The following is a 25,371-nucleotide window of genomic DNA, read 5'->3' as shown; positions in this document are numbered from 1 at the left end:
CCAAGGCTTGCATCTTTAACTGCCTTGGGTATATTGGCGCTCTTACGGTTTTATTAAGAGCGCGACATGAAAGTCCTCCACACCTCAGATTGGCACCTTGGCCAACAATTTTACGAACACGACCGCCGTGTAGAGCATCAAGCATTTTTTACCTGGTTACTTGCCACACTTGTTGAGCAACAAATAGATTTATTATTAGTTGCAGGCGACATTTATCATACGGCAACACCAAGCGCTAGCGCCGAAAACCAACTTTATCAGTTTATAAAAGACGTTAAAAAGCAGTGCCCACAATTACATGTGGTTCTTATCGCGGGCAACCATGACTCTGCAAATCGTATTTTGGCGGCTCAGCCTTTGCTTGCTCAATTTGATACACACGTAGTAGGGCGTTTTGATGTATCAGCGCCTAGCGATATTATTATAGAAATAAACACTAATAATAAACGCGCTGTAATCGCCGCTATGCCTTTTTTACGCTCAAGCGATATAAGTTCACTAAGCCAAACAAAAAACGGCCCTAGCTACGCACAAGGCGTTGCAAAAGCATATGAGCTTGCCCTTGAGCATGCTTATAAAATTAATGAGCAAAATTCACCGTTAATAGTTATGGGCCATTTACATGCTAAAGGCGGCGACATATCAAGCGATTCAGAGCGTAACTTAGTGATAGGCGGGGAAGAGTCTATTTCAGCCAATGTATTTGGCAATAAAGCCAATTATGTAGCTCTAGGCCATTTACACAAAGCGCAACAAGTTGCTAAAAATGATGCTATTCGCTACAGCGGCACGCCTATTCCTATGTCGTTTTCAGAGCGTAATTACACTCACCAAGTTAATATTATCGAATTTAAAAGCGATGAAAAACAGAGTGTTAGCACAACTGTAAACCCCCTTTACATTCCGCGCTCAGCCGGCGTTATTATTTTACCAAAAGGGGAGTGTGTACCATTAGATGAACTGTGCGAACAAATTAAAACCCTCGATACACCGCAAAGTACATTAGCGCCATATTTACGCGTAAAGCTTAAATCAAGTGATACCGACACCACTTTCAGAGAACAAATAGAACAAGCACTAGAGGGCAAAAATGTAAAATTTTGTGGTATTGAACGAGTACGTGAAAAATCAGCAACAGACGACAACGAATCTGTATTTGAAGATTTAAGTGAAGTTGAAATGCTCAACCCGCTCAATTTATTAGAACAAGCCTTTGCAAATGACAAAGACATGGCCGGGCAAAGTGTACCCGATGAACTAAAAGCACTTTTAAGCGATGTTATAAATGAGCTGACGGAGCAAGAGCAACTATGAAAATAACCGCAGTTCGCATACATAACTTAGCATCTATTGTTGACGCCGAAATCGACTTTACTCAAGCTCCACTAAAAGATGCGGGCTTATTTGCTATAACCGGTGACACAGGCGCGGGTAAAAGTACCTTTTTAGATGCCATTTGTTTAGCACTTTACACAAAAACAGCACGGCTAAAAGGCGATAAAGGTAATCTTATTGATTTTAATGGCGACAGCATAAAATTAAACGATGCGCGTAACTTATTGCGCCGAGGAAAGTGGGAAGGCTTCGCTGAGGTCGATTTTATAGGGCAGGACAAACAACTTTACCGCGCGCGATATTCAATCCAGCGCACCCATAAAAAAGTAACGGGTAAATTAAAAGTAGCCGAACATACGTTAGTTACCTTGCCAGATGAAACCCTAATAGCCGACAAAAGCCAAACCATAAAAGAAATAGAAACCAAAATAGGTTTAAGCTTTGAACAATTCTCCCGCGCGGTATTATTAGCGCAGCACGAATTTGCTGCCTTTTTAAAAGCCACCGGCGATGAGCGCGCGCAATTATTAGAATGCCTAACGGGCACCGACAAATTTAGCCTGATTGGTAAACGTATATTTGAGCGCAACAAAGAATTAAAAGATAAATTTGATTTACTTCAAGCAAGCCTCGCAAGCTATACCTTATTAAGTGAAGATGAATTAGCAGTAAAACACACCACGCTTAATGAGCTAAAACAGCAAATAGAAGATACTAAAAAAGCGCTAATAAGCACAGAGCAAAGTCTAAACTGGTATAAGCAAGCCAGTGCACTTGAGCAAGCACTTGAAGAAGCCACAAAAAATCAGCAACATGCAAACAACGAACTTGCAGCTATTGCACAGCAAAGCGAGCAAGCAAAACAAGCACAAAGTGCGCTAGAAATAAAAGATAACCGTAAGCGACATGAGTATTTAACGGCGCAAAATAACGCCCTTAATACACAAATAACTGACTTAAAAAATATTGACCATGCCGCGCTTATAGAAGGGCAGGCCGCAACACTTAAAACAAAGCAAAGCGAGTTAAAAACAGCGCAAGAGCAAAAGCAATCTGCTGAGCCAATTATTGCAAAAGCCCGCGAGCTAGACAGCCAGCTTGCTATACACGCACAAAGCATTACTAGCCTTACTCAGCAACGCGACAAAGAGCAACAGCAATTAAGTGATTTACACGCGCAACATAAGCAAAGCCAAACCGCGCTTGACGAAGCAACTAAGCTAAACACGCAGCATCAGCAATGGCTTGCTGATCACACGCAGCTTAAACCGTTGGCTAATGATTGGAATTACTACCTACATAGCTTTAATCAGTATCTAAGCGCTAATGAGCAGCTTAAAGCAACAGCTGCTCAAAACCAGGCGTTACTTACTGAGCAAAGCAAACAGGCAGAGCTTTTAACAACGCAAAATAAAAAAGTAGAGCAGCAAGAGCAGCAACTAAGCCATGATCAAAAAAACCTAAACGAGCTGAACGAGCAACAGCGCCAATTTAATATTGAGCAATGCGACAGCGAACTTAAAAATATTGATTATTTAAAAGAGCAGCGAATACGCTACGCACAATTTACCCAAGAGCTTAAGCAAAGCACACAAGCGCAAAATAACATTGCAGCTAAACTTAGCCAAAGTGAACAACAGCAGCACTCGCTTTTACAAAACCTAGCAACGTGCGAGCAAGCACTAAAACATAACGAATACGCGCTAAACCAAGCTCACCTGCGTGCCAGCGAAAACGTAGAGCATTTGCGCGCACAGCTTAACCCTAACGAGCCCTGCGTAGTGTGCGGTGCAACCGAGCACCCCTATGCTACTAACCAAAACTCGCAATTAAACAACTTAATAGCCGATTTTGAAGCCAGCTATACTAATGCTAAAAAGCAGCACGATAGTGCCCAAACTCAGTTACACACGCATCAAACACAGCATGCCGTACTCGTTAACGAACACGCTCAGCACGGACAAACCATTCAAACGCTCAATGCTAAACGAAGCGAAATGAAAACCACCATGGAGGCTGCGCGTACTCATCTAAATGCACTTACAGCAGAGCAGCTAGATGAAACCTATAAACAGCTTAATGAGCAAAAAGCGCAGTATTTTGAATCGCAAAAACAACAAAATGCCCTGCAAGAAAAAGTAAACCAACAACAAAACTCACTAAAAGCAGAGCAACAAACACAGCAACAATTGTATAATTTAAATAGTGATTTAACCAATAAACTAAGCCAAATAAATACAAAACACGCTGAGCTAACGTCGCAAATTAGTGAGCTCACTACAACGCTTAATGCACAATTTGAACACAGCAACTTTTGGCAGCAACTACAAACAGGCTCACTTAACTTAAGCGATTTAAGCCAGCAGGTTGAGCAGTATCAGCAAACACATGCGCAACTTGAGCAAAGCCAAAAACAAATAGATACTGCTAATCAGCAATTGCAGCAACTTACGCCGCTAATTACTAAAAGCGAGAGTGCACTTAAAACACTAAAAGATGATTTAGTCAGCGATCAGCAGCTACAAAATACAACACAAAGTGAGCGCCTTGCATTATTTAATAACGAACAAATAAGCGCAAACGACTATCAAGCAAAAATTAATGCCCAGCTTGAGCAATGCCAAACACAGTTAAACGCAAGCCAGCAAGCTTATGATAGTGCTGTAAAAAAACGAGACGAGCATGCAATTGAGCTTAAAAACGCAGAGCTTCGATTAGCCGAGCAAAGCACAGAGCTTACAACCCTTGATGCGCGTTATAAGCAGTGGTTTAGTGACTTTAAAGCCCAGTATAATGAGGCAACGCATGAGCAGATCACAATTTTACTAACGTTAAGCAGCGAGCAAATTAAAGCCCATTTAACCCAGTTTGAGCAGCTTTCAGCTGCACTTTTAGATGCAAATGCTGCGCTTAAACAGCAACAAAGTGCGCATACAGATCATCAAAATACTAACAAGCCATCACAAAGCCACACAGAACTTAGCGAACAATTAGCGGCATTAAATACAAAGCAAACTGAGCAGCAAAATAGTTTACTTGCCACTAATACCGCCATAGGGCAGCACAATCAAAATGCTAAAGCACTTGAAGGTAAACAAACTGAGCTCGCTACCCTTAAAAAGCAAGTAGAGCAGTGGCACCTACTTAATAAAGTATTAGGCGATGCAACCGGTAAAACCATGCGTAATTTAGCGCAAACACAAACGCTAAAAATATTACTGCATTATGCAAATAGCCATTTAAAAACCCTTAACAAACGCTACGAGCTCACAGCCATTGCGCAATCGCTCGATATTGCCATTATTGACCGCGACATGGCCGACGAACAACGCTCGGTTAATACGCTCTCTGGTGGTGAATCATTTTTAGTATCACTGGCACTGGCATTAGGGCTTGCATCGCTTTCGTCAAATAAAGTTCAAATCAACTCTTTGTTTATTGACGAAGGGTTTGGTACGTTAGATAGCGAAACACTCAGCGTTGCTATGGACGCGCTCGATTCATTACAAGCACAAGGCCGCAAAGTAGGGGTTATATCGCACGTGAGTGAAATGAGCGAACGTGTAGCCACGCAAGTACATGTAAGTAAACAAAGTGGTGGATACTCCACTGTTGAAGTTTTATAAGCTGATTAAAGGAGTTAAAAATGCCAACATTTAAAGACGAGCAAGCAACTCAATACAATAGCCGTATAACACGCTTAGTGCCTGGTTATGAGCTATTACACCAAGTTACCAATGCACAACTTAAAGCAACTCTTAAGGATAATGCGCATATTTTAGTCGTAGGCGCTGGTACAGGAAAAGAAGTACTCGCCCTAGCAGCATTAAACCCTACCTGGCAATTTACTGCGCAAGATATCTCTAGTGATATGCTCGCCATTGCTAAACAAGAGTTTGAAGAGCAAGGCATATCAGAGCGCGTTAACGTTATTGAAGGCGAGCTTGATAAACTTTCAACAAAGGCCGATGCCGCACTATGCCTACTCGTAATGCACTTTTTAGAAGACGACGGCAGTAAAAAGCAGCTACTTAAAAACATTAAAGCTAATTTAAATAAAGGCGCAAACTTATTTATCAGCGATTTAATGAAACCCGAAACCGACTTTGAGCGCGAAGCACAAATTACAGTGTGTGCCGATTTAGGCTTAAGTGATGCAGGGCAAGCCTACACAGCTCAAAACTTAGAAAGTGAATTTTACCCACTTGATAGAATGCGCTTTAGCGAGTTACTTAACGAGTGTAAATACGGCATTCCTAAGCTTTATTTTAAAGCGCTTGGTTTTAGCGGGTACGTTGTTTAAAAACATAAAGTTTACGTAATGTAACCCCATAACACCGAGTATGCATACTCGGTGTTTTATTTTATACACATCCTTACATTTCCTGACAGCTACAAACAAACTCCTCACATATTTTTTATGCTTTCATACTTACAATCTCCCTATTAAATATTTTAAGGGATTCAACATGGAAAAGTATCTTATCGCGGTATTACTACTCTCAGGCTGTGCATCACAAGGGGTAGATCGAAACAATCAAAACCAAATAGTTAAGCGTTACTACGCATCAGTAGAATCAATGCAACCCGTAACACTTTCATCTGAAGTAGGCACAGGAATAGCAGCTGGCGCCGGATTCGGCTTTGTCGATAACTTAGATGGCAACAGCGAAGAAATGCTCGGCGGAGCAATAATTGGTGGGTTAGTGGGAGGGTTATTTACCGCATTATTTGAAGGCGGTAATGATGCCTATCAATATAATTTATACGCTGCCAACGAGGGTGAATTTACTGTAATTCAAAAGCAAAAACTTGATAAAAATACGCAATGTGTAGCCGTAACTGCAGGCGATAAAGTAAAACTAGAGTCTGTAGCGCGTCACTTTTGCAGCGATAAATAAAACAACAACCAAAGCCGATACTGCAATATCGGCTTTGTGTTTTACATAAAAAAGATCGCAAACCACTGATTACAAGTTACTCAGATCAGATTTATATCAACTAAGTCTCTAACCAATCTCTCCAAGTGCTTTCATCGCGGCCTGCGCTTTATCGGTTTGTATAAAAATATGGTCGTGATAGAACGCAGCTACTACGTTAGCGCTAATATTATGCTCGGTTAATTTAGCCGATACCGCAGCGGTTAACCCTACAGCCTCAAGGCTTGAATGCACATTAAGGGTAATTAAATTATATTTACTCTCGTAAGTAATACCGGCTTTCTCGGCTGTGTCTGCGTTTAAAATAAGGGTTAGGCCTTCATCTTCAACATAACTGGCAAGTGGGTTTAAATGAACATAGTCGGCAAGGCTGCCTGCTAAACAACAAAATATGTATTCATCTTGCTTAAGCTCGGGGTTCATTGTTTTAAGCAAGGTGTTTAATTCTAAAATTCCTGCCATGTTGACTCCTTACATTTTCAATTAGATGTTTTAAGCTTGGCAACTAGCTCGCTTAATCTCGCAATTTTTATATTACTTAGCTGCCTGTAATCGAAATACGGGCACACAATAATATTATTCGTTGTATCAATTGCAAACTCATCGTCTAGCCAATTAAATTGCGCATTTAGCTTACCTTGTTGAAGTAAGTTTTTTGCATGTGTACGCCCAGCAATTATATGTAACTGGTTTTTATTAGTGCCGTTAATAATTGGCGCACTAAATAAAAGGGCTGTTTTACTGTTATTTTGCAGTAAAAATGTATCGCGATACGCTTGCCAACTATCGGCTTGTTTAGCAAAGCTGTAATGCTCGCTCGGTAGTGCAAATAGCACTTTAGCGTATACGTTAAACACCTTGCGCCAACCATTTCCACAATGCTGATTTATGGTATTTATTTGCTCGTTTATTACAGGCTCAACACTTTGCAGGGTTTCAAAGTAGGGCATCGGCGGCGCTTTTGCGACATACACGGCTACATTAAAATTTTGTACACCTAGGCCAATAGCTTGCTCTGTCACTTACTTGGCCTTGTTTTGCGCTAAAATTCGGTCAAGGTTATTAGCAAAGTTTTGGCGGTCGGTTTGGCTAAGTGGTGGAGGCCCGCCACTCATTTCAACGCCGCTTGAGCGCATCGTATCCATAAAGTCGCGCACGTTTAATAACGAGCGAATGTTTTCTGGCGTGTAAAGCTCTCCACGCGGGTTAAGTGCTTGGCCGCCGTTATCAATAACTTCGCTGGCAAGGGGTATATCGCCCGTGATAACTAAATCACCTTTTTCTACGCGCTTTACTATTTCGTCATCGGCCACATCAAACCCGCTCGAAACCTGAACGCGGCTAATAAACTTTGAAGGCGGAATGCGCATTGCATGATTAGCCACTAAAATGGTTGGTGTTTGCGTGCGCTCTGCTGCTCTAAAAAGAATTTCTTTTATTACCACGGGGCACGCGTCGGCATCTACCCATATTTTCATACTTTAATCTTTTAATTGCTCTAGTATTTAGCTGATCCTATAGCAATTTATTTTAATCGGCTAGCAAACTTTATTTGCTTGCGATCGTACAAACATCATCACATTTAAAAAGGAGCTTTCATGAAGGCCATTACGACTATTTTACTTATTACAGGGTTATTTTTACTCACTGCTTGCACAAGTGCACCTGAAGGTATTACCCCCGTTAAAAACTTTGACCTTGAGCAATACAAAGGTAAGTGGTACGAAATTGCCCGCCTAAATCACTCATTTGAAGAAGGCATGGAGCAAGTAACAGCTACTTACATAGTAAACGACGACGGCACAGTAAAGGTGCTTAACAAAGGGTATATCACTAAAGAGCAAAAATGGGATGAAGCAGAAGGCTTAGCAAAGTTTGTAGAAGGCAGTGACATAGGCCATTTTAAAGTGTCGTTTTTTGGCCCATTTTATGGTGCTTACGTAATTTTTGAGCTTGACCAGCCTGACTACCAGTATGCATTTATAACGAGCTACAACCGTGATTATTTATGGTTTTTATCGCGCACACCTACAGTGAGCGATGAACTTAAACAACATTTTACAACTAAAGCTAAAAAACTTGGTTTTGCTACAGATCAAATAATTTGGGTTGAGCAGTAAGCAATGTAAAGCCCCTTTACAGCTGTAATAAAACGATCATCTCACTGTAAGGTAAGTTAAATATGTTCGGGCTATATTAGCTGCACTTGCAACGAGACATGCAAGTGTTGGACATACTGAATATCCCCTTATTGTTGGCAAGCTTTATAGCTTGCCATTTTTTTCGCCTAAAATTTGTATCTTCAGATCACGATTTTACTAACTAGTGATAATTTAACGCTAAAAATAGCCCGCTCACTGCAATTAATACCACATTTAAAACACTAAACACTTTTACGAATCCGGTGAGTAAATTATAAAAAATCGTTATAATTAAAACACTTAAACTCATAAATCCGCAAAACAGCAGTGCACCATAGCCACTTTGTGTTTCTACACAAAGCACTAAACTTAGTAAAATACTGATCCAAGCAATAGCTAAAAACTGTTTGCGTTGTAATTCGGTTGGGCGTTTTTTAAAAACATCTTTAAAATGGTTAAATTTAGCCAGCGCAAAACCATTAAACGCAAACAAACACAGGCTAAAACTAAGTAAATCAATCATGCTTTTTGCCCTTTACTAGTGTTTGAACGGCTACTTGAGGGTGAGCATTTAGCTTTTGTAGCAGTACGTAATTTTTCGGTTTGTACTAAAAACAATATACTAAAGAGCAAAAATAGCGCATCAAATATAAATAATGCCCACTGTTTATGCATTAAATAACTAACAATATTACCATTAGTTGTGAGCGCATTAACTACAGGTACGCTTAAACATGCAAGCGCATTAATAGCGGCCATTACCCGCCATTGCAGCTTATCGCGTTTAATTAGAGCAATAACACCCGCCACTAACCAAGCTAAAAAGAACGCTGTTACTTCTTTATCGTCGCGCCCAGAAAGGCTAGGGCTAAGTAACCTATTAGCAATAAAAAACGCGCAGGTTGCAAGCGGTAAGCCCATAATAGTGGCAAGGTTTAAACCTTCTACTAACTGTAAGCCAAGCGATGCCTTACCTTTACTGCGCTCGCGTATGCGTTTAGCCCACATTATGCAGCCAGTAGCTATCATCACACAGCCTGCAATACCGCCTAATACATACAACCAGCGTAATAGTGGTGTGGCAAAGCGCCCTGTATGCATAGAGTTAAGTGACTCGTAAAGCGCCTTGCTGTTAGTGAGTTCATCTGCCGATTGGTCAACAAGCTCGCCTGTGGCACCACTAAATAAAAGCCTTGGTGTTTGATCGCGCAGCGCCTTACCAGGGTCTACCAAAACAGTAACCGTTGAGGCCGCCATATTAGGCTCGCTTACTCTAACACTGCGAATATCTGCATCTGGCCACTTAGTATAAACCTGATCCAAAATGGTATTAATAGGCAACATTGCCGCGCTGCCTTGCGCTTTATTAGTCACGTTATTGCTAGGTGTTACATCGTTAAAAAAGCCACGCATGCCATTGTCGTAGGTAGTTAGCGCAGGGTAGGGGAACAACATAAATATAAGCGTAATAATACCTGTGTAGGTAATCATTAAATGAAATGGCAAAGCAAGCACCGAGCTTAAGTTGTGCGCATCTAACCAGCTACGCACTCCTTTATTACGCCTAAAACTAAACATATCTTTAAAAATACGTTTATGAATTACCACGCCCGATGTAATCGCAAGCAACATAAAAAAGCTGGCAAAACACACCACCCAACGCCCAGTTATGGCATCTAAATAATAAAGCTGGTAATGCAGCCGATAAAAAAAGTTACCGCCTTTAGTATCTACAAAAGGTGGTAGTTCTTGCATTGTGTTAGGGTTTAATTGGGTATTTACAAATTGACTGCGACGCTGCCCTGGCTCTTTTGGTTTCGCATAGCCATACACCAAATAGGGAATGCGCTGCTCTGGTAGCGTTACTCGCCAACTATTAGAGCCAGCGCCATGGTGGCTTAAATAATCAAAGCCTTTAACAATTTGCATACGCTGCGCGGCCACTCTGTCGGTTTGAGCTTGCACATTATGAATTGCGGGCTGGTTCCACAGGTTTATTTCGTCTCTAAAAAAGCTAACCGTGCCTGCAAAAAAAATGACGTAAATAATCCAGCAAGTAAGTAAGCCTACCCAGGTGTGTAGCCAGGTCATCGACCTAAAAAAACTGTCTTTCATAGCCAATCCTTTAATACTGCTAGTATTCCAACAAACAGTCCTGTACTTAGTAAAATACTGATCCAAACAGTTTTGAGCGACTTAATCGCAAATGCATAAATAAACACAATCGCATAAATTAAAATACTAATAGACACGCAAAACAAAACCGCATCTTGTTTAGCAATTGGCAACACAGCACTTAATAATGCAATACTCGCTGAGGTAAAAGCGTAACCGCCCACAATGGCAATAAAAAAACGTAAAAATACTAATAGCCTGTAACTACTGGCAATTTTTAATAATGCAGCAAGGTTAAACTTAGTAAAAGATGCACGATGCAACGGTGCCTGCATAGTTAACAAATCCTATATTTAAACATGGAGGATAAAATGAAGGCGCTATTATATAGGGTTCAAATACAAAAGATAGCTATTCTCATTTGTACAATTAAGTTAATCTAAATTAAATTTTTAAAGCTTAGTAAAATACTGATCTGGGCAGTTTTAGCATTGTTGATAAGCCAATAGCTTAGGTTTAAAGTGGTAATTACAGGCCAACATAAAGAGCAAAATTATAATGAGCAACCACGAAAAGCTAAATTATGTCGAGTTTCCAGCGTGCGATTTAACAGCCACAAAAAGCTTTTTTACTAACGTGTTTAATTGGCAATTTACCGACTACGGCCCAGAATACACGGCGTTTAGCGGCCAAGGGCTTGATGGCGGTTTTTTTAATGCGCCGCTTAAATCGCTTACTCAAAATGGGGCTGCTCTACTGATTTTTTACAGTAACGATATTCATGCAACTTATAAAAAAGTAACGCAGTTTGGCGGTGAAATAGTAAAACCTATTTTTGAATTTCCGGGTGGTTGCCGCTTTCATTTTACAGAGCCCAGTGGTAACGAATTTGCAGTTTGGTCTGAAAAACACTAAGTATTACAAGGGCTACAGCGCTTTTTTAAACAGAGATCACGATTTTACCAACTAAAGGCCGTTTTAATTAAAATAAACCGATTTTTTACCAACTCACTGGGTAGAAATGGCCATTTAGGATAAATATTAAGCATTTAAGGCCAAATAAACATGAATACCAGCCAATTAATAGAGCAAGTTAGTAAATGCGTGATCTGCGAACCACATTTACCTTTGGGCGCTCGCCCAGTAATACAATTTAACCCTAACGCCCGTATTTTAATTGCAGGCCAAGCGCCCGGTATTAAAGTGCACCAAAGCGGTAAACCCTTTAACGATGCCAGCGGAAACCGCCTACGCGAATGGCTTGGGCTAAGTGTTAATGAGTTTTATGATCCGCAAAAAATAGCTATTTTACCTATGGGCTTTTGCTACCCTGGTAAAGGTAAGTCGGGCGATTTACCACCTCGAAAAGAATGCGCGCCCGCATGGAGAGAGCAATTACTGGGTGCTCTGCCAAATTTAGAACTAACAATAGTGCTTGGTAAATACGCACAGGCGTATCATTTACCTCACACAAAAAATAGGCCTTTAACCGAGTTAGTAAAATCGTGGCGTGAGTATTGGCCACAATATTTAGTATTACCGCACCCAAGCCCACGCAATAATATTTGGCTTAAAAAGAACCCATGGTTTGAGCAAACAGTATTACCAGAATTAAGTGAGCGTGTGGCTAACATCTTAAATAAATAGCAACGTTGTTAAAACGTAAAGGGGCTTTACAGCCATTGCCAATTACATAAATCTTACCACTGTTATGTGGTGCACAACTTTTAACACAACTAATAACGTAAGCTAAAACAACAAAGCCGTGCAAACATATGTGTTTACTGATAAAAGTTAAGCATAAAAGCCATAATTTAGTAAATGAAGATAAGTTAAACGCGTAGCAACAACTACGCAGCTAATCCTATACTCATTTAACGACTAAGTATTATTGGCATCAAAAACAACAAAGGCCGGCTAATTTGAACGCATCATTTTTAACAGAAATCATACTCCCACTTGCCCTTGCACTTATAATGTTTGGAATGGGGCTTGGGCTTACACTTGGCGACTTTTCGCGACTTTTTAAAAAGCCCGTAGCAATTGCTTTGGGTTTGGTAGGGCAAATTATTGCTATGCCGCTACTGGCTTTAGGTTTATGCTATTTACTTAACTTACCCACACCAATTGCAATAGGGTTAATGATTTTAGCCGCGTGCCCAGGCGGTACTATGTCAAACGTAGTGAGCCAGCTCGCAAAGGCTAATTTAGCGCTTTCGGTAAGCTTAACCGCCGCCTCAACTGCTATTAGCATTATTACCACCCCCTTTATTATTGGCTTTGCCATGCACCAATTTGCACCACAGGACGATGCCAGCTTTTCTATATTAACTACATCACTTGGGCTATTTGTAATCACCTTAGTACCGGTAGCAATAGGTATAAGCCTGCGTCATTTTAAAAGCGAATTTGCGATTAAAAGCGAGCCGTTTTTTAGGCGTTTTTCGTTATTTTTTATGCTCGCCATGATAGCCGCGCTAGTAATAAAAGAACGCGCCTTACTCATAAGCTCGTTTAACGATGTATTTTGGGCGTGTATAGCGCTTAATATTGGTTCAATGATCATTGGGTTGCTCATAGCAAAGCTTTCAAAACTATCTTTAACTGATTCGTTAACACTTGGGATTGAGGTAGGCATTCAAAACGCATCGCTGGCTATTTTAATTGCTATAAGCTTTTTAAATAAGCCCGAATATGCAGTAACAGGCGGCGTATATGGCCTTGCCATGTTTATAGGCCCACTGTTATTAATTGCAGGGTTAAAGTTTAAAAGTAAGCCCACATCTTAAATTAAAAGGCTGCAACTGCAGCCTTTTTTAATGTTTATAAATTAATGTGCTAATCAAAAGTATGATGGCGAGTAACACTAAAGCGATTAAGTATATGGTGCATTACATACACCGCACACAAACTTAAAATAATAGCCACAGATACCGAACTAAATCTATATAGCGCGCTGTAAACTAGGTCTTGCCCAGGGCCTAAATAGTTACCAAACAAAATACCAAAGGTTGTTAGTACGCCAAAGCCAATGCCCGGTATACCGCCACCTAAAATATGAAAACGCGCAAATATAAACGACAGTATCCATAAAGTAATAATTGGGAAAAGTAAAAAGTCTGAGTGGCTATATAAAAGCAATTGCGATAAAAGTGCAGCATTACAGCCAATAAGTGTGCCTATAGCACGTTGCCATGCAGCCATTCCTGCGGCTTTCCAGCATAATGAAAATAAAATAAGTACCGATGCTGCTTGCGCCGAAATAGAGTCGTTTAAATCAAGTACCTGAAAAACAACAAAAGAAAGTGTAGCCACACTTGCACAAAGCAGTACTTCATGACGAATACTTTCTTTTGCTTTAGTAGGCATTGCTCGCCCTGGCCGGGCAGTTACATCAGGGAATATGCCATGCATTATAGCAGCAATAATCGCGGTTAAAAAAATAGCTAAACCATTACTTAAAATAAGCGGATAAATACTACTTCCTTGATCTACATAACTTGAAAAGTGCAACTGAATAGATAAACTCACCACACCTAAAGCACCAAATAAAAAGGCGGCGCCTGAGCTCATTTGATAAAACAAAATGCAAAAAACAGCAAAAACTAACAAGGTCATTACTACAGGCAAATGAGAAAATAGCCCTTGCATAATCAGCACTACAAAGGCGCTAAACGCAGCCGAGGCAATAAATTGCGTTATAACAGCGCGACTAAATGTAGGCACCATACCTAATAACAACATAGGGTAAACGGTAAAAAATATACCGTTTGGCCAGTTCATTAATTTACTAATTGTAAAACCAATTGTGCACCCGCCTGCAATACGCAGTGCTTGGCGCAGGCCATTGGAATCTAATTGTGGGCCTTGGCTAACAACTTTGCTCATAAGGCCTCCTTTAATAAATGTAATGTAACCAGCTAATAAATCTAATTTGTATTGAGCCAAACCATTGTCCAATACTCGACTGCGGCAATAATTGCACCGTTGCACGAGAACCACTTGGCATATTGGCTATTAAATCTTGATGGTTTGTAAGCTTTAAATGAATACGTTGACGCTGTGCATCGCGAACCCAGCGGTTACTGGTTTCGGTGGTACTTAATAAACCATTAGCACTTAGCTGTCCGCTACTTACACCCGCTTCAAAAGTATCAAGTACGGCCTCGTAAACTTCACCAGGGCGGCTATCAAACACAACTCGAGCTTGAGAGCCCGGTTTCATATTAGAAAGTGACTTTTCTCTAAAGTCGGCAACCAGATCAGCTTTTTTAGCCACAATAGCCAATAAAGGTTGCCCAGCAACAGCGTAAGCACCATCGAGCAGCTGCAAATTAGCAACGGTGCCATCGCTTAAAGCGCGCACCTGTGTGTACGATAAATTAAGTTCAGCTTGCGCTAATTGGTTAGCGCCATGGCGCATTGCTAAATTTTGCGAGCCACTTTCACCACGCGCCAAAATAGCCTCGGCTAATTGCGCTTCAAGGGCTGCAACGCTTGACTTGCTAGCTTGAAAATTGGCACGAATGCTTTCAAGCGCTTGTTCCGATATAGACTTTTGCGTATAGAGCTTTTCGCCTCGGTTTTTAAGTAACTTTTGTTCGTGTTGCTTTGCCTTGGCTGCGCTTATTTGTGCTTCAAGCGCTTTTACATTTGTATCTAAACGCTTGTTTTGCAGCTTTGCGTCGTCCAGTGCTAATTGCGCTTGCTCTTTGGCTAAAATATATGGGTCTTGGTCGATACTAAATAAAACATCGCCAGCTTTAACAGCTTGGTTATTACTTACTTTTACACTAGTAACTCGACCACTAATTTGTGGAGATATTTGCACAACAGGATGATAAACACGCGCTTGCGGCGTAACAGGTAAAACCATATCTGCCACTAAATAATAAACAAATACTAAAATAAACCCTATGAGAGAAAACCTTACATAGCGTGCAAATTTTTGATCGGGTGTCATTTTTAACCTTACTTATTAACTTCAATACATTTAAGTGCGTTTTGTTCCATTTTGAGTAAACACAATGCCATGGCATCTAGCTCCTCAGTAGATAAATCGCTGTATAACTGATTTTTTATGTCGCTGACTGTCTCCAATAAAGAATGCAAAATAGTGCCGCCTTGCTCAGTAAAATAAATCTTTTTACTGCGCTTATCGTGCTCATCTATTTTGCGGGTGATTAAAAGCTGATCCTCTAATTGTTTTAAAGTGCGAGTGAGTGAAGGCATTTCTATACCTAAGCTGTTAGCAAGCTCAAGTTGAGTTAACCCTTCGCCGCGCATATCTATGTGCATTAGGGCTGTCCAACGTGATTGCGTAAGCCCTAAAGGCTCAACAGCTATCGTAACGGCTTCACGGCATAACCTATGGACGCGGCCCATATTACCGATAATGGTTAAATCGAGCGTTTCGTGAAAAGGTTTTTGAGTAGTCATAACCACCCCAAATTAGTTAGCATGCTAAGTATTTTAACATTCGTTAGCGTGCTAAGTAAATGTATGGTGATGTATCAAAATGTAGATATTTTAAAATTTAAAATCGGGAATGTAATAGTGGTTTTTAAATAGTATTAATCTTTAAGGTTATTTAAAAGCCACTGTTTTTTTAGAGAAGTAATAAATGTTAAATCATGTTTTGAGTGATGGGTCCAAGATCTTTGAAGGCATAAGAAGCAAAACCTGCTTTTGCATGGTTTGAAGCAATTCTCACTTTTGTACCACTGTTAGTTGTAAAAAAATCAGTGTATATCGCAGGATATTTAGTATCTAGCTCGCTAAAAGATACACCCGAGAATAACTTATTTAGATTTTTGAAATTTTTTGGTAAAGCAAAAATAGCTTCGTTTTCATGTATATCAGCGCTTGTATTAGAATAAATAGAGAAAAACTCATCAATTGTTAGATTAAGCTGTAAGTAAAACAGAAAAAATGGCTGCGCTCTTTTTAAGTCGGTAAAATATCCTATACAACTTATATTTTTAGTGTCGAAGTGTTCATCAGATAAATTAAGTTCGTCTTTAAGCGAACGTGCGCTCGTAGCAAAAGGTGAAGGTTTATTTTGGTCGTCAATATCGCTACATAGTGGATTGTTTACGGAACGGTACATACCTTCAGCAGCAGACAAATGCACTGATATTTCATCATTACTTTGCTTACCTGCAATAAACTGGTTCATGGATCTAACAGAGCAAATCACATAACCATCTTTAGTGACGACTAACGTACCAGTACCAACTTTAAACTGTACCTGCGGAAAGTTCCTCATTGTTGATATAGACAATACTTTTTTATCTAACGAAAGCATATCTCTTAAAGTATGGTTTTCTTGAGTCGCATCGCTGTAATAGGGTTTTTCTAGGCATAAATTTGGAAACACAAAACTAAAGTAATCTGTTGGTTCTAGTATAAGTTTGTAAATATTATTACGTTTACCATTTGTACCCTCAGGTCTACTTACATCAATACGCCTAAGACCAAAAGATCCATTATTATCCAACGTTAGGCCGTTTAATTCTGAATGTGCTTTTTTATCGGCTATTTCTTTTTGTTTTAGTATTTCTAATTCATCAGGAAGCTTTGTATTGTAATCAAGTAACTCCGAATCAAAGCTACTACTTTTTAAGGGCGTTTTAACGAAAAGGTTTTCAGGACGTATATCTTCTACGTTAAGTAAATCAAATAATTCTTTTATATCTAATTTATGTTTGTACTTACTAATAGAGCTAACAGGTTCTACAAACCAACTTTTAAAGTTAGTGAGTAAATCTTTTGGTGCGACAGCAAAAAAAGCGAGTATTCCTAATACAGAGGCAATGATGCCTATAACTTCCAACATGTTAATACCCATAATTTATAAACAGCATTTTGCTGTAAGTCACTTATAAAGTTCATTACGAACAACTAAGTTTAATTTTTATAATAATATTATAAAGTTACCAATGATTGTACTAATAACCGAAAGTAAATTTAAGCATGTAAATAGTTCACACTACTAGTTTCAAAAGTTAAGAAGGTTAGCGGGGGAGTATTGGTCGGTAAGTACTTTTGTATCTGCAGGCCAGTCTCGGTTGTTTTTGGTGCTTTGCATGTAGGTACTAATTGCTTTTATATCTACATCGTATTTTTTTAAACGTGGAGCAAGGGCGCTAATACGCTCGTTAAGTTGCGCCTGCGTTGGTATAGTTTTAATGCCCGCTAAAATAATACGATTACTTCGATTAGCACGGCTTACGTTAATAAAATCGCCAAACACGGCGTGGTACGTTGCCGACTCATGCTCGTATAATTTACTGCTCGAAAACGTATTAGCAGCAATAACACCGCCATCAGCCAATACGCTTTGTACTTCTTCAAAAAACTCTTTAGTAAGTAAATGCTCAGGAATGTAGTCGCCATTAAATGCATCAAGAATAATCCAGTCGTACTTTTGCTTTTTAATAGCGGCGCGTTTTATAAATATACGCCCATCTTGCACGCTTGATGTAACGTTATCGGTTTCTATAAAGTTAAAATAATCGCGGGCTACTTTTAACACTGCCGGGTCTATTTCAACATTATGAATTTTAGCAGCAGGGTAAAGCTCATGAATTACATTAGAAAGCGTTCCGCCACCTAAGCCTATAACTAGCACGTTTTTAGGGTTATCGGTTACTAGAAGGCTGGCAAACGTAAGCTTGGTATAATTAAAAACGAGTTTGTCGGGGTCGTTTTTATACATACAACTTTGGCTTGTTTGGCTACTTTTAGTATTAAATTTTAGGCAACGTAGGTCACGAGTTTCATCAACAATAATATTGCGATAAAGCGAGCGTTCTTCATGAATGACCTCGCTCATTGCTGCACCTGAAAATACACTTAAGGCCAAAAGTAAATATTTAAGCATGAGCCAACTCCTTATTACCTGCTAGGCTATTAATAACAATAGCAAGCACGCCAAGTAAGCCAAGCGTAGAAGCAAATGCGCTAATTATAGTGTTTACGTCAAACGCCAGTACAAAGTAAAACGAGGTAATAATAGTACCAAGGGCACTACCAAGCGTGCTTACAAAATATAAAATACCCGCAACTTGGCCGCTTTTTTCGCTGTCGGTTACTAATAAGCGAACAGAGTAAGGCGAAATCATGCCTAAAATTATAGTGGGAATAAAAAACAAAGCCGTAGAGGCAAGCAAAGAGCCATAACGGCTATCTTCAATGTGGGTAAAAATAAATTCCATTATTGGCTGAGAAAACAGCGCAATAGGCACCACCATAATACTCGCAACTAAAAATATTAGTCCATATTTAGTAAGCGATGCATTTTTAGTACTGAGCTTGCCACCGAGTAAATAACCAAAAGAAAGGCTAAGCATAAATACAGTAATTATACTGCCCCAAATATGTACGCTACTACCAAAAAAAGGTGCTAAAATTCGCCCTCCTAAAAGCTCAATTCCCATAATGCAAAAGCCACTGCAAAAGGCTAAAAAGTAAATTAACGCGTTTGTTTTTATACTCATGTAATTATCGTTATGTAACCTAAAGAGATCACCATACTAACGTGATGTATACAAAGCTGCTAGCCTGAGTTTAATTTTTAAAAAGTAGTTTTGTTACAAAGTAACACATGGTAAACTTTTCGTTATAATATAACATTTGTTTATTTCCCTAATCATCATGAAGTACTCTTTAATTTATTTAGCCTGTTTAGGCATTAGTGCGCAAACACTTGCGCAAGAGCAAACCGACGAAATTGAAAAAATATCGGTTACTTATAAACAAGCTTACCGTGGCGACATTCCTCAAAAGCAAATGCCGCAGTCTATTGTAAGTGTTAGCAGCGCTACACTTGATCAAAAAGGCATTACCGAATTACAAGACGCGCTTGATTTTTCGGCGAGTATTTCGCGCAAAAATAACAGTGGCGCATTATGGGATAGCTTTTCTATTCGTGGCCTTTCGGGTAACGAAAACATGCCATCGGGCTATTTAATTAACGGCTTTAGCGGTGGGCGTGGTTTTAGCGGCCCGCGCGATGTTTCAAACATTGAATACATCGAAGTATTAAAAGGCCCAGGTTCAGCACTTTATGGGCGCTCGGAGCCCGGCGGTACAGTAAATATTGTGACTAAAAAGCCACAGTTTGAGCCGCGAGGTGAGTTAAAACTAAGCTTAGGCAGCGACAGCTTTAACCGTGTTGAAGGCGATTACACAAACGGCATTAACGACACCACCGCGTTTAGAATAAATGGCGCATGGCAAGATAGCGACAGCTACCGCGATGAGGTGTACACCAATAAAAAGGTAATTACGCCGTCTATTTATCATCAAATAAACGCATCAACCAGTGTGACTTATGAGTTTGAATACGTAGATTTAGCCCAGTTATTTGACCGTGGTGTTGTCGTACTTGATAACGATTTTGACACAGTACCAAGCTCACGTTATTTAGGTAACCCAAACGATGGCGACACGCAGGTTTATTCTCGTGGTCATCAAATTACGTTAAATCACGATATTAACGATGAATGGTCGTTAGTGGCTGGTGCAAACTACCGCAGCTCTACATTAACGGGGTTTTCGTCGGATGCTGAGCTTTCGCCATCGCGCCAATCGTTATTTGATGATGGCCGCACACTTACTCGCCAGCAGCGTTATCGCGACTACGAAGTAGAAGATTTAAGTGTAAAGTTTGAGCTAAGCGGCAGTTTAGATACAGCAGGCATTACGCATCATTTATTAATAGGTGCCGATGCATACAAGTACGATTTACGCACTGCGCTTTCTCGCTATCGAGGCGGTAACGGCACTTATACCGTTGATATTTTTGAGCCAAATTACGATGTTGAACGCCCAGCAGTAAGCCTGCTTTACGAAAACGACGAAGAGCAAAAGGCGTACGGTATTTATGTTCAAGATCAAATGGATATTACCGACAAATTTAAGCTATTAGTGGGCCTGAGGTTTGACAGCGTAGACCAAGATATTTTAGAAACCAACAGCGGCGTGTTTTCGACCAGCTCTGAAAGCCAAGTAAGCCCGCGTGTTGGCGTAGTGTACGAGCTAAATAACGCAATCACTTTTTACAGCAGTTACTCAGAAGGCTTTTTACCACTGAGTGGCACTGATGCAAGCGGCGACCCCTTTGGCTTTGAATACAGTGACTCGTTTGAGGTTGGCGCTAAGTTTGAATACTTCGGCATAAACGGTACTGTGGCATTTTTTGATGCCTCTAAAAGTAATATGTTAGTGGCAGACCCTGTAAACGTTGGATTTTCAGCGCCTATTGGTAAAGCCGATAGTAAAGGGTTTGAGCTTGATTTAAACACCTATATTACTGATGCAACGGCGTTTAACTTATCGTACGCCTACATAGACGCCACCACAGCAAACGACATTATTAATGCCGATTGGGGCGTGCCAATTGAAAAAGGCAGCCCGCTGGTTAATGTACCAAAAAATAACTTAAACCTTACGCTTAGCCACCAAACAGCGTTAATGGGTAAAGAGCTTGAGTTTGGTGCAAGCTACCAATACACCAGCAGCCGTTTAGGTGATGCCGCCGACTTAAGTTTTAGGCTACCAAGCTACCAATTAGTGGGCGTGTTTGGCAACGTTAACTTAACCGAGCAAACCGAGCTTAACATAAGTTTTAATAACATTTTTGATGAAGATTACGCCGAAAGCAGCTACAACGCTTTATGGGTTTATCCTGGTGCGCCAACTCAATTTAAAATGTCGTTAGCGTATAATTTTTAATAGCTAGCAAATTAAAGTTTTCATCCTAAAGCGTCTTAATGTAGTGGTTAAGGCGCTTTATATTTTAAAGCCCATTTATAAAGTGTGCATAAGTTTATTAAGCCAACCATCGGCCTTTGAAGGTTTGTATATCATTACAATGTTTTCACTGTAGTGACTGTTAACCCCCTTTACAGTTAATTTTGTAAGCCCTAAATCATCAATCACAAAGTTAGGTAAATACGCCAACGCCAAGCCACTTTGAACCACCTCTATTAATGCACTGTAATCGCTACATCTAAATACAATATTACGCGGTGCAATGTGATCTTGCCAGCCGTCGGAGCCTATTCCTTGCTCAAGGCCGCACAGGGGGGAAAACAAAGGGCATGCAAAAGCAAGCTCTAGTAATTGGTTTTTATTAAGCGTAAAAGAGCCAGTTTTTACTAGCTGATGCCCAGCGGATCCAGCCACACTAAACCCAGTATTAAATACATCAACCGCCACTAAATTAGTATGTGAGCTATTATTTAGTGCCTCGCGAGTTACTAGCGTAATATGCGCAGCGCCTGATGCAACTTGGCTTATGGCTTCACCTTCAAACACATTATTAATACGTACCGAACAGGGCAGGTTGCTAAGGGGGGTAAGTAACTTTTTAAGCCACTTTTAAGTAAAATGGCAGGGCCTGCAATAACTGCATTAAATTTATGATTATCGCTTTTAAAACGGCTAGTAAGCTGCTGGTAATTATGAATTAAATCGCTACTGTGCTTAACAAACTCTTTGCCTTTATCATTAAGTACTAAGGTTTTGCCCACACGATTAAACAGCTCCGTGGCTAAGTTTGCCTCAACCTTTTTTAGCGTTTTAGACAGCGCCCCTGGGGTAATATTAAAATGCTTAGCGGTTGTGTGCAGGTTTTGCGAACTCGCCATATGAATTACTTTTTCAATGTCATCTAAATGCATAGCGCCAAACCGTATTGATTAAAAGGAAACAACTAATTACTTATTATCGATTATTTGTATATCAAAATCAGCTTATAGTGGCGCTATATATATTTTTTGAGCACTAACATGAAACACATACTGCTATTTTTTATTTTATTATCGAGTGCAGCGCACTCAAATACACCTCAACACAATTCACACAAAACGCATAAAGCCCACAGCTATGTGGGCTTTCATGGCATGGCGCTAATATTGGCTGGCGATAAAGTACTAGCTAGCCACATGCCTTTATATGCCCCCCCACACAACTACCAAATAGTGTACGAAGTAACTACCAATGACACCCATCTTAAAATAATTAAAAAAGCACTAAACGAGTCACTAAAAAAACAAAGTCAGATCACCATTTTACCAACCAAATTTGATTTAAATTTATTAATAAATAAGCTGACACCCACATTAAATACCACTGTGTTTAATGGCCATTTTGAGCGCGGAGGTACGGCTTTGTTTTCGACAAAGCTGACCTTTAAAAGTCCGTTATATGTAAAAAAGCTCGCTATAACACAACCTGCAAAAGAAGAGTTTGATTTAATAAAGGTTTCAGCAGGGCAAGGGGTGGTAATTCATAAAATACAAAGTAAACCAAGTTATGACTCACTCAGTTTAGTAGCACTAACTAATGGAAAATATAATGGCAAGTTAAAATGTGATGCGCCAGTAACCACAGCGCTTGCAAGTAAGCTGAAACCCTGTTTTAAAAGCGTACCAAGCTATTTAGAAACTCGCGATTTTGCAGCTAATTAAAAAATTCTAGCAGCGCTTTAGCTTAAAAAGCACTGGTTTTATAAAGTGTTACTTCGCATTAAGTGTGTACAAATTTGCTTAAACATACTTGCCATTAAGTAATTTAAACTTAACTTGAGTAAATATGTGACAAGTAAACGCTGCATTCCCATGCAGCGTTTGCTGTATTTATTAAGCGTTAATTAAAACTGGTAGCTAACTCTTGCTGAAAAGTTACGCCCTGGTTGACTGTATTGGCTAAAATCAGCACCTTGTGATTGACCTGCAATCAACTCAAAAGGTACATATTCTTTATCGAGCAAGTTAAGTACACCTACATTTAGCTGCCACGCTTGCCATTCGTAGCTTGCGTATAAATCAACTACGCCGTAGCCATGTCCTTGCGTAGTTTTATTACCGTTTGTATCAAGTACTACATCCGATTGCGATTTAGCTAAACGCCATGCAGCAGTCCAGTTAATGTCACCAAGCTCTGTGGTTAACAATACTGAGCCATTTAACGGGCTAATGCTGGTAAGAGGTTGATCGGTTTCTTTATTTTCACCATCAACGTAAGCCACGTTTGCCTCTAGTAGTATATTTTCAGCTACATACATGGCAATTCCTGCTTCAACACCGCTTATTTGTGTTTCGCTAATATTTTGATACTGATACAGCGTTTTGTTTACGCCAGGAATGTACGTTGGCTCAACACCCACTACGGCGGTTTCTATAAAGTCATCGTATGCTGCATAAAAAGCACTTAAATTTACACTAATATCGCTGCTGGCGTATCTTAGCCCAAGCTCAAACGAATCACTGCTTTCAGGGTCTAAATCGGCGTTTGGTAATATTTGATAAAACGGCTCAACGCCGTGGCTTTGATAGGCTTGGTCGTGTGGTGGTATTTTAAAGCCTCGTACGTATTGCCCGTACAACGACAAGTTATCATCCACTTGGTATATAGCACCTAGCTTAGGCGAAAAAGCAGATTCGGTAATATCACCAAGCTGCGCATCGGCGTATAGCTCATCATTTTTAGCCTCTAGGGTGTAGTAATCATATCGCACACCCGCAATAACTGACCACGCGCTATTATTAAACGAAATACTATCTTGTACATAAGCGCCAATTAAAGAGGTATCAGCCCCCGGAAATGCTTTTTGTTTTTGATCTGTAAAATCAACAGTGCCATCGGCTAAAATACGGGTTTTAAAACGTGGGCGGGTGGTGTCGTATAAGTCTATATCAATCCCGTATACCACTTCATGATCGGCACTCTCTGCGTTAAACCCTTTATTAAATACCGCTTTTAAACCTAAAATATTTTGCTCAAAACGATAGTCGTTATAATCGGTGTAGGTGCTTGTGCCACTAATTTGATCGCTTTGTTGCTCGTAACTGCTGTAAGACACTTGCCCATACCATTTATCAAACGCGGCGGTTGCTACTTCTGAATGGTAATCAAGCGCCAGTGACCAACTCGTGTCGTCTTCTTCGGTTTCTTGAACAGCGGGGGTTATTACTTGCTCAGTTGTTTGATTAAAGTAATCAAGGGTGTATTTAAGTGTGCGCTTTTCATCAAGCTGTTGCTCAAATTTAACTAATAAAGCATCCGACTTAGCATCATAACCGGGTAAATTTTCGTCATAGTTTTGTACTTCTTCGCTGTCGCGGTGGCTATACACGGCGCTTACTGCAAAGTCGCCTAAGTCTTTTGCCGCAGTAATATCGGCGGCTACTTGATTACTTTGACCTTGATACCCAAGCGCCATTTTTATAAAGCTGCTGTTATTTTTTAAATAATCACTAGGATCTTTAGTGGTTATAACCACAATGCCACCAAGTGCATCAGAGCCATATAATGACGATGCAGCACCTTTGGCTACTTCTACTTGTTTTACACCTGCTACGTCAAAATAATTACGGCCAACTAAATAGCCCCCTCCACCTGCATAACCATCGTTGGTGCGTCGGCCATCTTTTATAAATACAACCCGGTTACCACCAACACCACGTACTGTAAGTGTTTGCGCGCCTGCGCCACTGCCTGTCGTTGCAATGCTTGGGTCGTACTTAAACATAGTTTGTAAATCTACAGCTAGCTGACGCTCTATGTCTTGCTCGGTAATAACAGTAACTGAGCCTGTAACATCTTTAAGCTTTTGCTCAAAGCGCGAGCCACTTACAACAATATGATCGTCAATTATGTTTTCGGCAATGGCAGTGCCCGAGCCGAGTAGTAAGGTTGCAATAGCAGTAAATCTAAACGCAGAGGGATTCATTTTAACTCCAAATGATAATAGTTATTATTTATGGCGAAGATGTTACAACTAAGTCAAATTAAGATCAATTAATTATGATAATCATTTTCATTTAGAT

25 protein-coding genes are annotated in these 25,371 nt (G+C 40.0%); 10 read left to right on the top strand and 15 right to left on the bottom strand.

What is annotated here, in order from left to right; genetic code table 11:
* Positions 1-66: 66 nt before the first annotated feature.
* From ATS74_RS19010 to ATS74_RS18995, 4 genes are all read left to right on the top strand, one after another.
* Positions 67-1,314: an exonuclease SbcCD subunit D gene (locus ATS74_RS19010; RefSeq protein ID WP_058550432.1), complete on the top strand. Its 1,248-nt coding sequence runs from the start codon at positions 67-69 to the stop codon at positions 1,312-1,314.
* On the top strand, positions 1,311-4,961 hold the full coding sequence (locus ATS74_RS19005) for an AAA family ATPase (RefSeq protein WP_058550431.1): 3,651 nt from the start codon (positions 1,311-1,313) through the stop codon (positions 4,959-4,961). Before ATS74_RS19010 ends, ATS74_RS19005 begins: the two co-directional genes overlap by 4 nt.
* Before the next feature lie 20 nt (positions 4,962-4,981).
* Positions 4,982-5,638 carry a class I SAM-dependent methyltransferase gene (locus tag ATS74_RS19000; protein WP_058550430.1) on the top strand — a complete coding sequence of 219 codons (657 nt, stop codon included), beginning with the start codon at positions 4,982-4,984 and terminating at the stop codon, positions 5,636-5,638.
* A gap of 166 nt (positions 5,639-5,804) precedes the next feature.
* Entirely contained in the window at positions 5,805-6,236 is a 432-nt protein-coding gene (locus ATS74_RS18995; protein WP_058550429.1) for a hypothetical protein, read from the top strand.
* A gap of 108 nt (positions 6,237-6,344) precedes the next feature.
* Here the strand turns inward: ATS74_RS18995 and ATS74_RS18990 are convergent, their stop codons facing one another.
* Genes ATS74_RS18990 through ATS74_RS18980 form a run of 3 tightly spaced genes read right to left on the bottom strand, consistent with a single transcriptional unit; the run spans position 6,345 to position 7,753 of the window.
* The gene (locus tag ATS74_RS18990; RefSeq protein ID WP_058550428.1) at positions 6,345-6,737 is read right to left on the bottom strand and encodes an ACT domain-containing protein; all 393 of its coding nucleotides are present in this window, start codon (positions 6,735-6,737) and stop codon (positions 6,345-6,347) included.
* A 17-nt stretch (positions 6,738-6,754) separates the two neighbouring features.
* Complete coding sequence (locus ATS74_RS18985; protein WP_058550427.1) at positions 6,755-7,297, bottom strand: DUF6942 family protein; 543 nt, start codon at positions 7,295-7,297, stop codon at positions 6,755-6,757.
* A complete protein-coding gene (locus tag ATS74_RS18980) occupies positions 7,298-7,753 on the bottom strand; it encodes a YaiI/YqxD family protein (protein ID WP_058405404.1) in 456 nt (151 codons plus the stop codon).
* Positions 7,754-7,873: 120 nt separating this feature from the next.
* On the opposite strand from ATS74_RS18980, the gene ATS74_RS18975 reads away from it, so the two are divergent.
* Entirely contained in the window at positions 7,874-8,395 is a 522-nt protein-coding gene (locus ATS74_RS18975; protein ID WP_058550426.1) for a lipocalin family protein, read from the top strand.
* A gap of 202 nt (positions 8,396-8,597) precedes the next feature.
* Here the strand turns inward: ATS74_RS18975 and ATS74_RS18970 are convergent, their stop codons facing one another.
* Genes ATS74_RS18970 through ATS74_RS18960 form a run of 3 tightly spaced genes read right to left on the bottom strand, consistent with a single transcriptional unit; the run spans position 8,598 to position 10,866 of the window.
* The gene (locus ATS74_RS18970) at positions 8,598-8,939 is read right to left on the bottom strand and encodes a DUF3325 domain-containing protein (RefSeq protein ID WP_058550425.1); all 342 of its coding nucleotides are present in this window, start codon (positions 8,937-8,939) and stop codon (positions 8,598-8,600) included.
* Positions 8,936-10,531: a PepSY-associated TM helix domain-containing protein gene (locus tag ATS74_RS18965; protein ID WP_058550424.1), complete on the bottom strand. Its 1,596-nt coding sequence runs from the start codon at positions 10,529-10,531 to the stop codon at positions 8,936-8,938. Before ATS74_RS18965 ends, ATS74_RS18970 begins: the two co-directional genes overlap by 4 nt.
* Positions 10,528-10,866 carry a hypothetical protein gene (locus tag ATS74_RS18960; RefSeq protein ID WP_058550423.1) on the bottom strand — a complete coding sequence of 113 codons (339 nt, stop codon included), beginning with the start codon at positions 10,864-10,866 and terminating at the stop codon, positions 10,528-10,530. Before ATS74_RS18960 ends, ATS74_RS18965 begins: the two co-directional genes overlap by 4 nt.
* A gap of 223 nt (positions 10,867-11,089) precedes the next feature.
* Between ATS74_RS18960 and ATS74_RS18955 the strand changes: the two genes are divergently transcribed.
* The 3 genes from ATS74_RS18955 (at position 11,090) to ATS74_RS18945 (ending at position 13,320) form a co-directional block, all read left to right on the top strand.
* A complete protein-coding gene (locus ATS74_RS18955) occupies positions 11,090-11,446 on the top strand; it encodes a VOC family protein (protein WP_058550422.1) in 357 nt (118 codons plus the stop codon).
* A 150-nt stretch (positions 11,447-11,596) separates the two neighbouring features.
* On the top strand, positions 11,597-12,178 hold the full coding sequence (locus tag ATS74_RS18950; RefSeq protein WP_058550421.1) for a uracil-DNA glycosylase family protein: 582 nt from the start codon (positions 11,597-11,599) through the stop codon (positions 12,176-12,178).
* A 275-nt stretch (positions 12,179-12,453) separates the two neighbouring features.
* A complete protein-coding gene (locus ATS74_RS18945; RefSeq protein ID WP_058550420.1) occupies positions 12,454-13,320 on the top strand; it encodes a bile acid:sodium symporter family protein in 867 nt (288 codons plus the stop codon).
* Between the two features lie 49 nt (positions 13,321-13,369).
* On the opposite strand, the gene ATS74_RS18940 is transcribed toward ATS74_RS18945, so the two are convergent.
* From ATS74_RS18940 to ATS74_RS18915, 6 genes are all read right to left on the bottom strand, one after another.
* Positions 13,370-14,419, bottom strand: a complete 1,050-nt coding sequence (locus tag ATS74_RS18940; RefSeq protein WP_058550538.1) for a DUF2955 domain-containing protein — start codon at positions 14,417-14,419, stop codon at positions 13,370-13,372.
* A 10-nt stretch (positions 14,420-14,429) separates the two neighbouring features.
* On the bottom strand, positions 14,430-15,494 hold the full coding sequence (locus tag ATS74_RS18935; protein ID WP_058550419.1) for an HlyD family secretion protein: 1,065 nt from the start codon (positions 15,492-15,494) through the stop codon (positions 14,430-14,432).
* An 8-nt stretch (positions 15,495-15,502) separates the two neighbouring features.
* On the bottom strand, positions 15,503-15,970 hold the full coding sequence (locus tag ATS74_RS18930) for a MarR family transcriptional regulator (RefSeq protein WP_058550418.1): 468 nt from the start codon (positions 15,968-15,970) through the stop codon (positions 15,503-15,505).
* Between the two features lie 187 nt (positions 15,971-16,157).
* The gene (locus ATS74_RS18925) at positions 16,158-17,369 is read right to left on the bottom strand and encodes a hypothetical protein (RefSeq protein ID WP_058550417.1); all 1,212 of its coding nucleotides are present in this window, start codon (positions 17,367-17,369) and stop codon (positions 16,158-16,160) included.
* A gap of 162 nt (positions 17,370-17,531) precedes the next feature.
* Positions 17,532-18,416 (bottom strand): spermidine synthase, encoded by an 885-nt coding sequence (locus ATS74_RS18920; protein WP_058550416.1) that lies wholly within the window; start codon positions 18,414-18,416, stop codon positions 17,532-17,534.
* The gene (locus ATS74_RS18915; protein ID WP_058550415.1) at positions 18,409-19,032 is read right to left on the bottom strand and encodes a fused MFS/spermidine synthase; all 624 of its coding nucleotides are present in this window, start codon (positions 19,030-19,032) and stop codon (positions 18,409-18,411) included. Before ATS74_RS18915 ends, ATS74_RS18920 begins: the two co-directional genes overlap by 8 nt.
* Before the next feature lie 157 nt (positions 19,033-19,189).
* Between ATS74_RS18915 and ATS74_RS18910 the strand changes: the two genes are divergently transcribed.
* Positions 19,190-21,271 (top strand): TonB-dependent siderophore receptor, encoded by a 2,082-nt coding sequence (locus tag ATS74_RS18910; RefSeq protein ID WP_058550414.1) that lies wholly within the window; start codon positions 19,190-19,192, stop codon positions 21,269-21,271.
* Positions 21,272-21,346: 75 nt separating this feature from the next.
* Here ATS74_RS18910 and ATS74_RS20155 read toward each other — a convergent pair whose 3' ends face one another.
* Complete coding sequence (locus ATS74_RS20155; protein ID WP_235592037.1) at positions 21,347-21,856, bottom strand: LysR substrate-binding domain-containing protein; 510 nt, start codon at positions 21,854-21,856, stop codon at positions 21,347-21,349.
* Positions 21,835-22,221, bottom strand: coding sequence for a LysR family transcriptional regulator (locus ATS74_RS20150; RefSeq protein WP_235592036.1), 387 nt, complete (start codon positions 22,219-22,221; stop codon positions 21,835-21,837). The genes ATS74_RS20155 and ATS74_RS20150 overlap by 22 nt, the downstream gene beginning before the upstream one ends.
* Positions 22,222-22,329: 108 nt before the next feature.
* On the opposite strand from ATS74_RS20150, the gene ATS74_RS18900 reads away from it, so the two are divergent.
* Complete coding sequence (locus ATS74_RS18900; RefSeq protein WP_058550413.1) at positions 22,330-23,010, top strand: hypothetical protein; 681 nt, start codon at positions 22,330-22,332, stop codon at positions 23,008-23,010.
* Positions 23,011-23,192: 182 nt separating this feature from the next.
* Here the strand turns inward: ATS74_RS18900 and ATS74_RS18895 are convergent, their stop codons facing one another.
* On the bottom strand, positions 23,193-25,274 hold the full coding sequence (locus tag ATS74_RS18895) for a TonB-dependent hemoglobin/transferrin/lactoferrin family receptor (RefSeq protein ID WP_058550412.1): 2,082 nt from the start codon (positions 25,272-25,274) through the stop codon (positions 23,193-23,195).
* Positions 25,275-25,371: the final 97 nt, after the last annotated feature.

The sequence above is a fragment of the Pseudoalteromonas sp. H103 genome (assembly GCF_001469205.1).
Taxonomy (GTDB): Bacteria; Pseudomonadota; Gammaproteobacteria; order Enterobacterales; family Alteromonadaceae; genus Pseudoalteromonas; species Pseudoalteromonas carrageenovora.
This window is presented reverse-complemented; position numbering and strand designations above follow the sequence as displayed.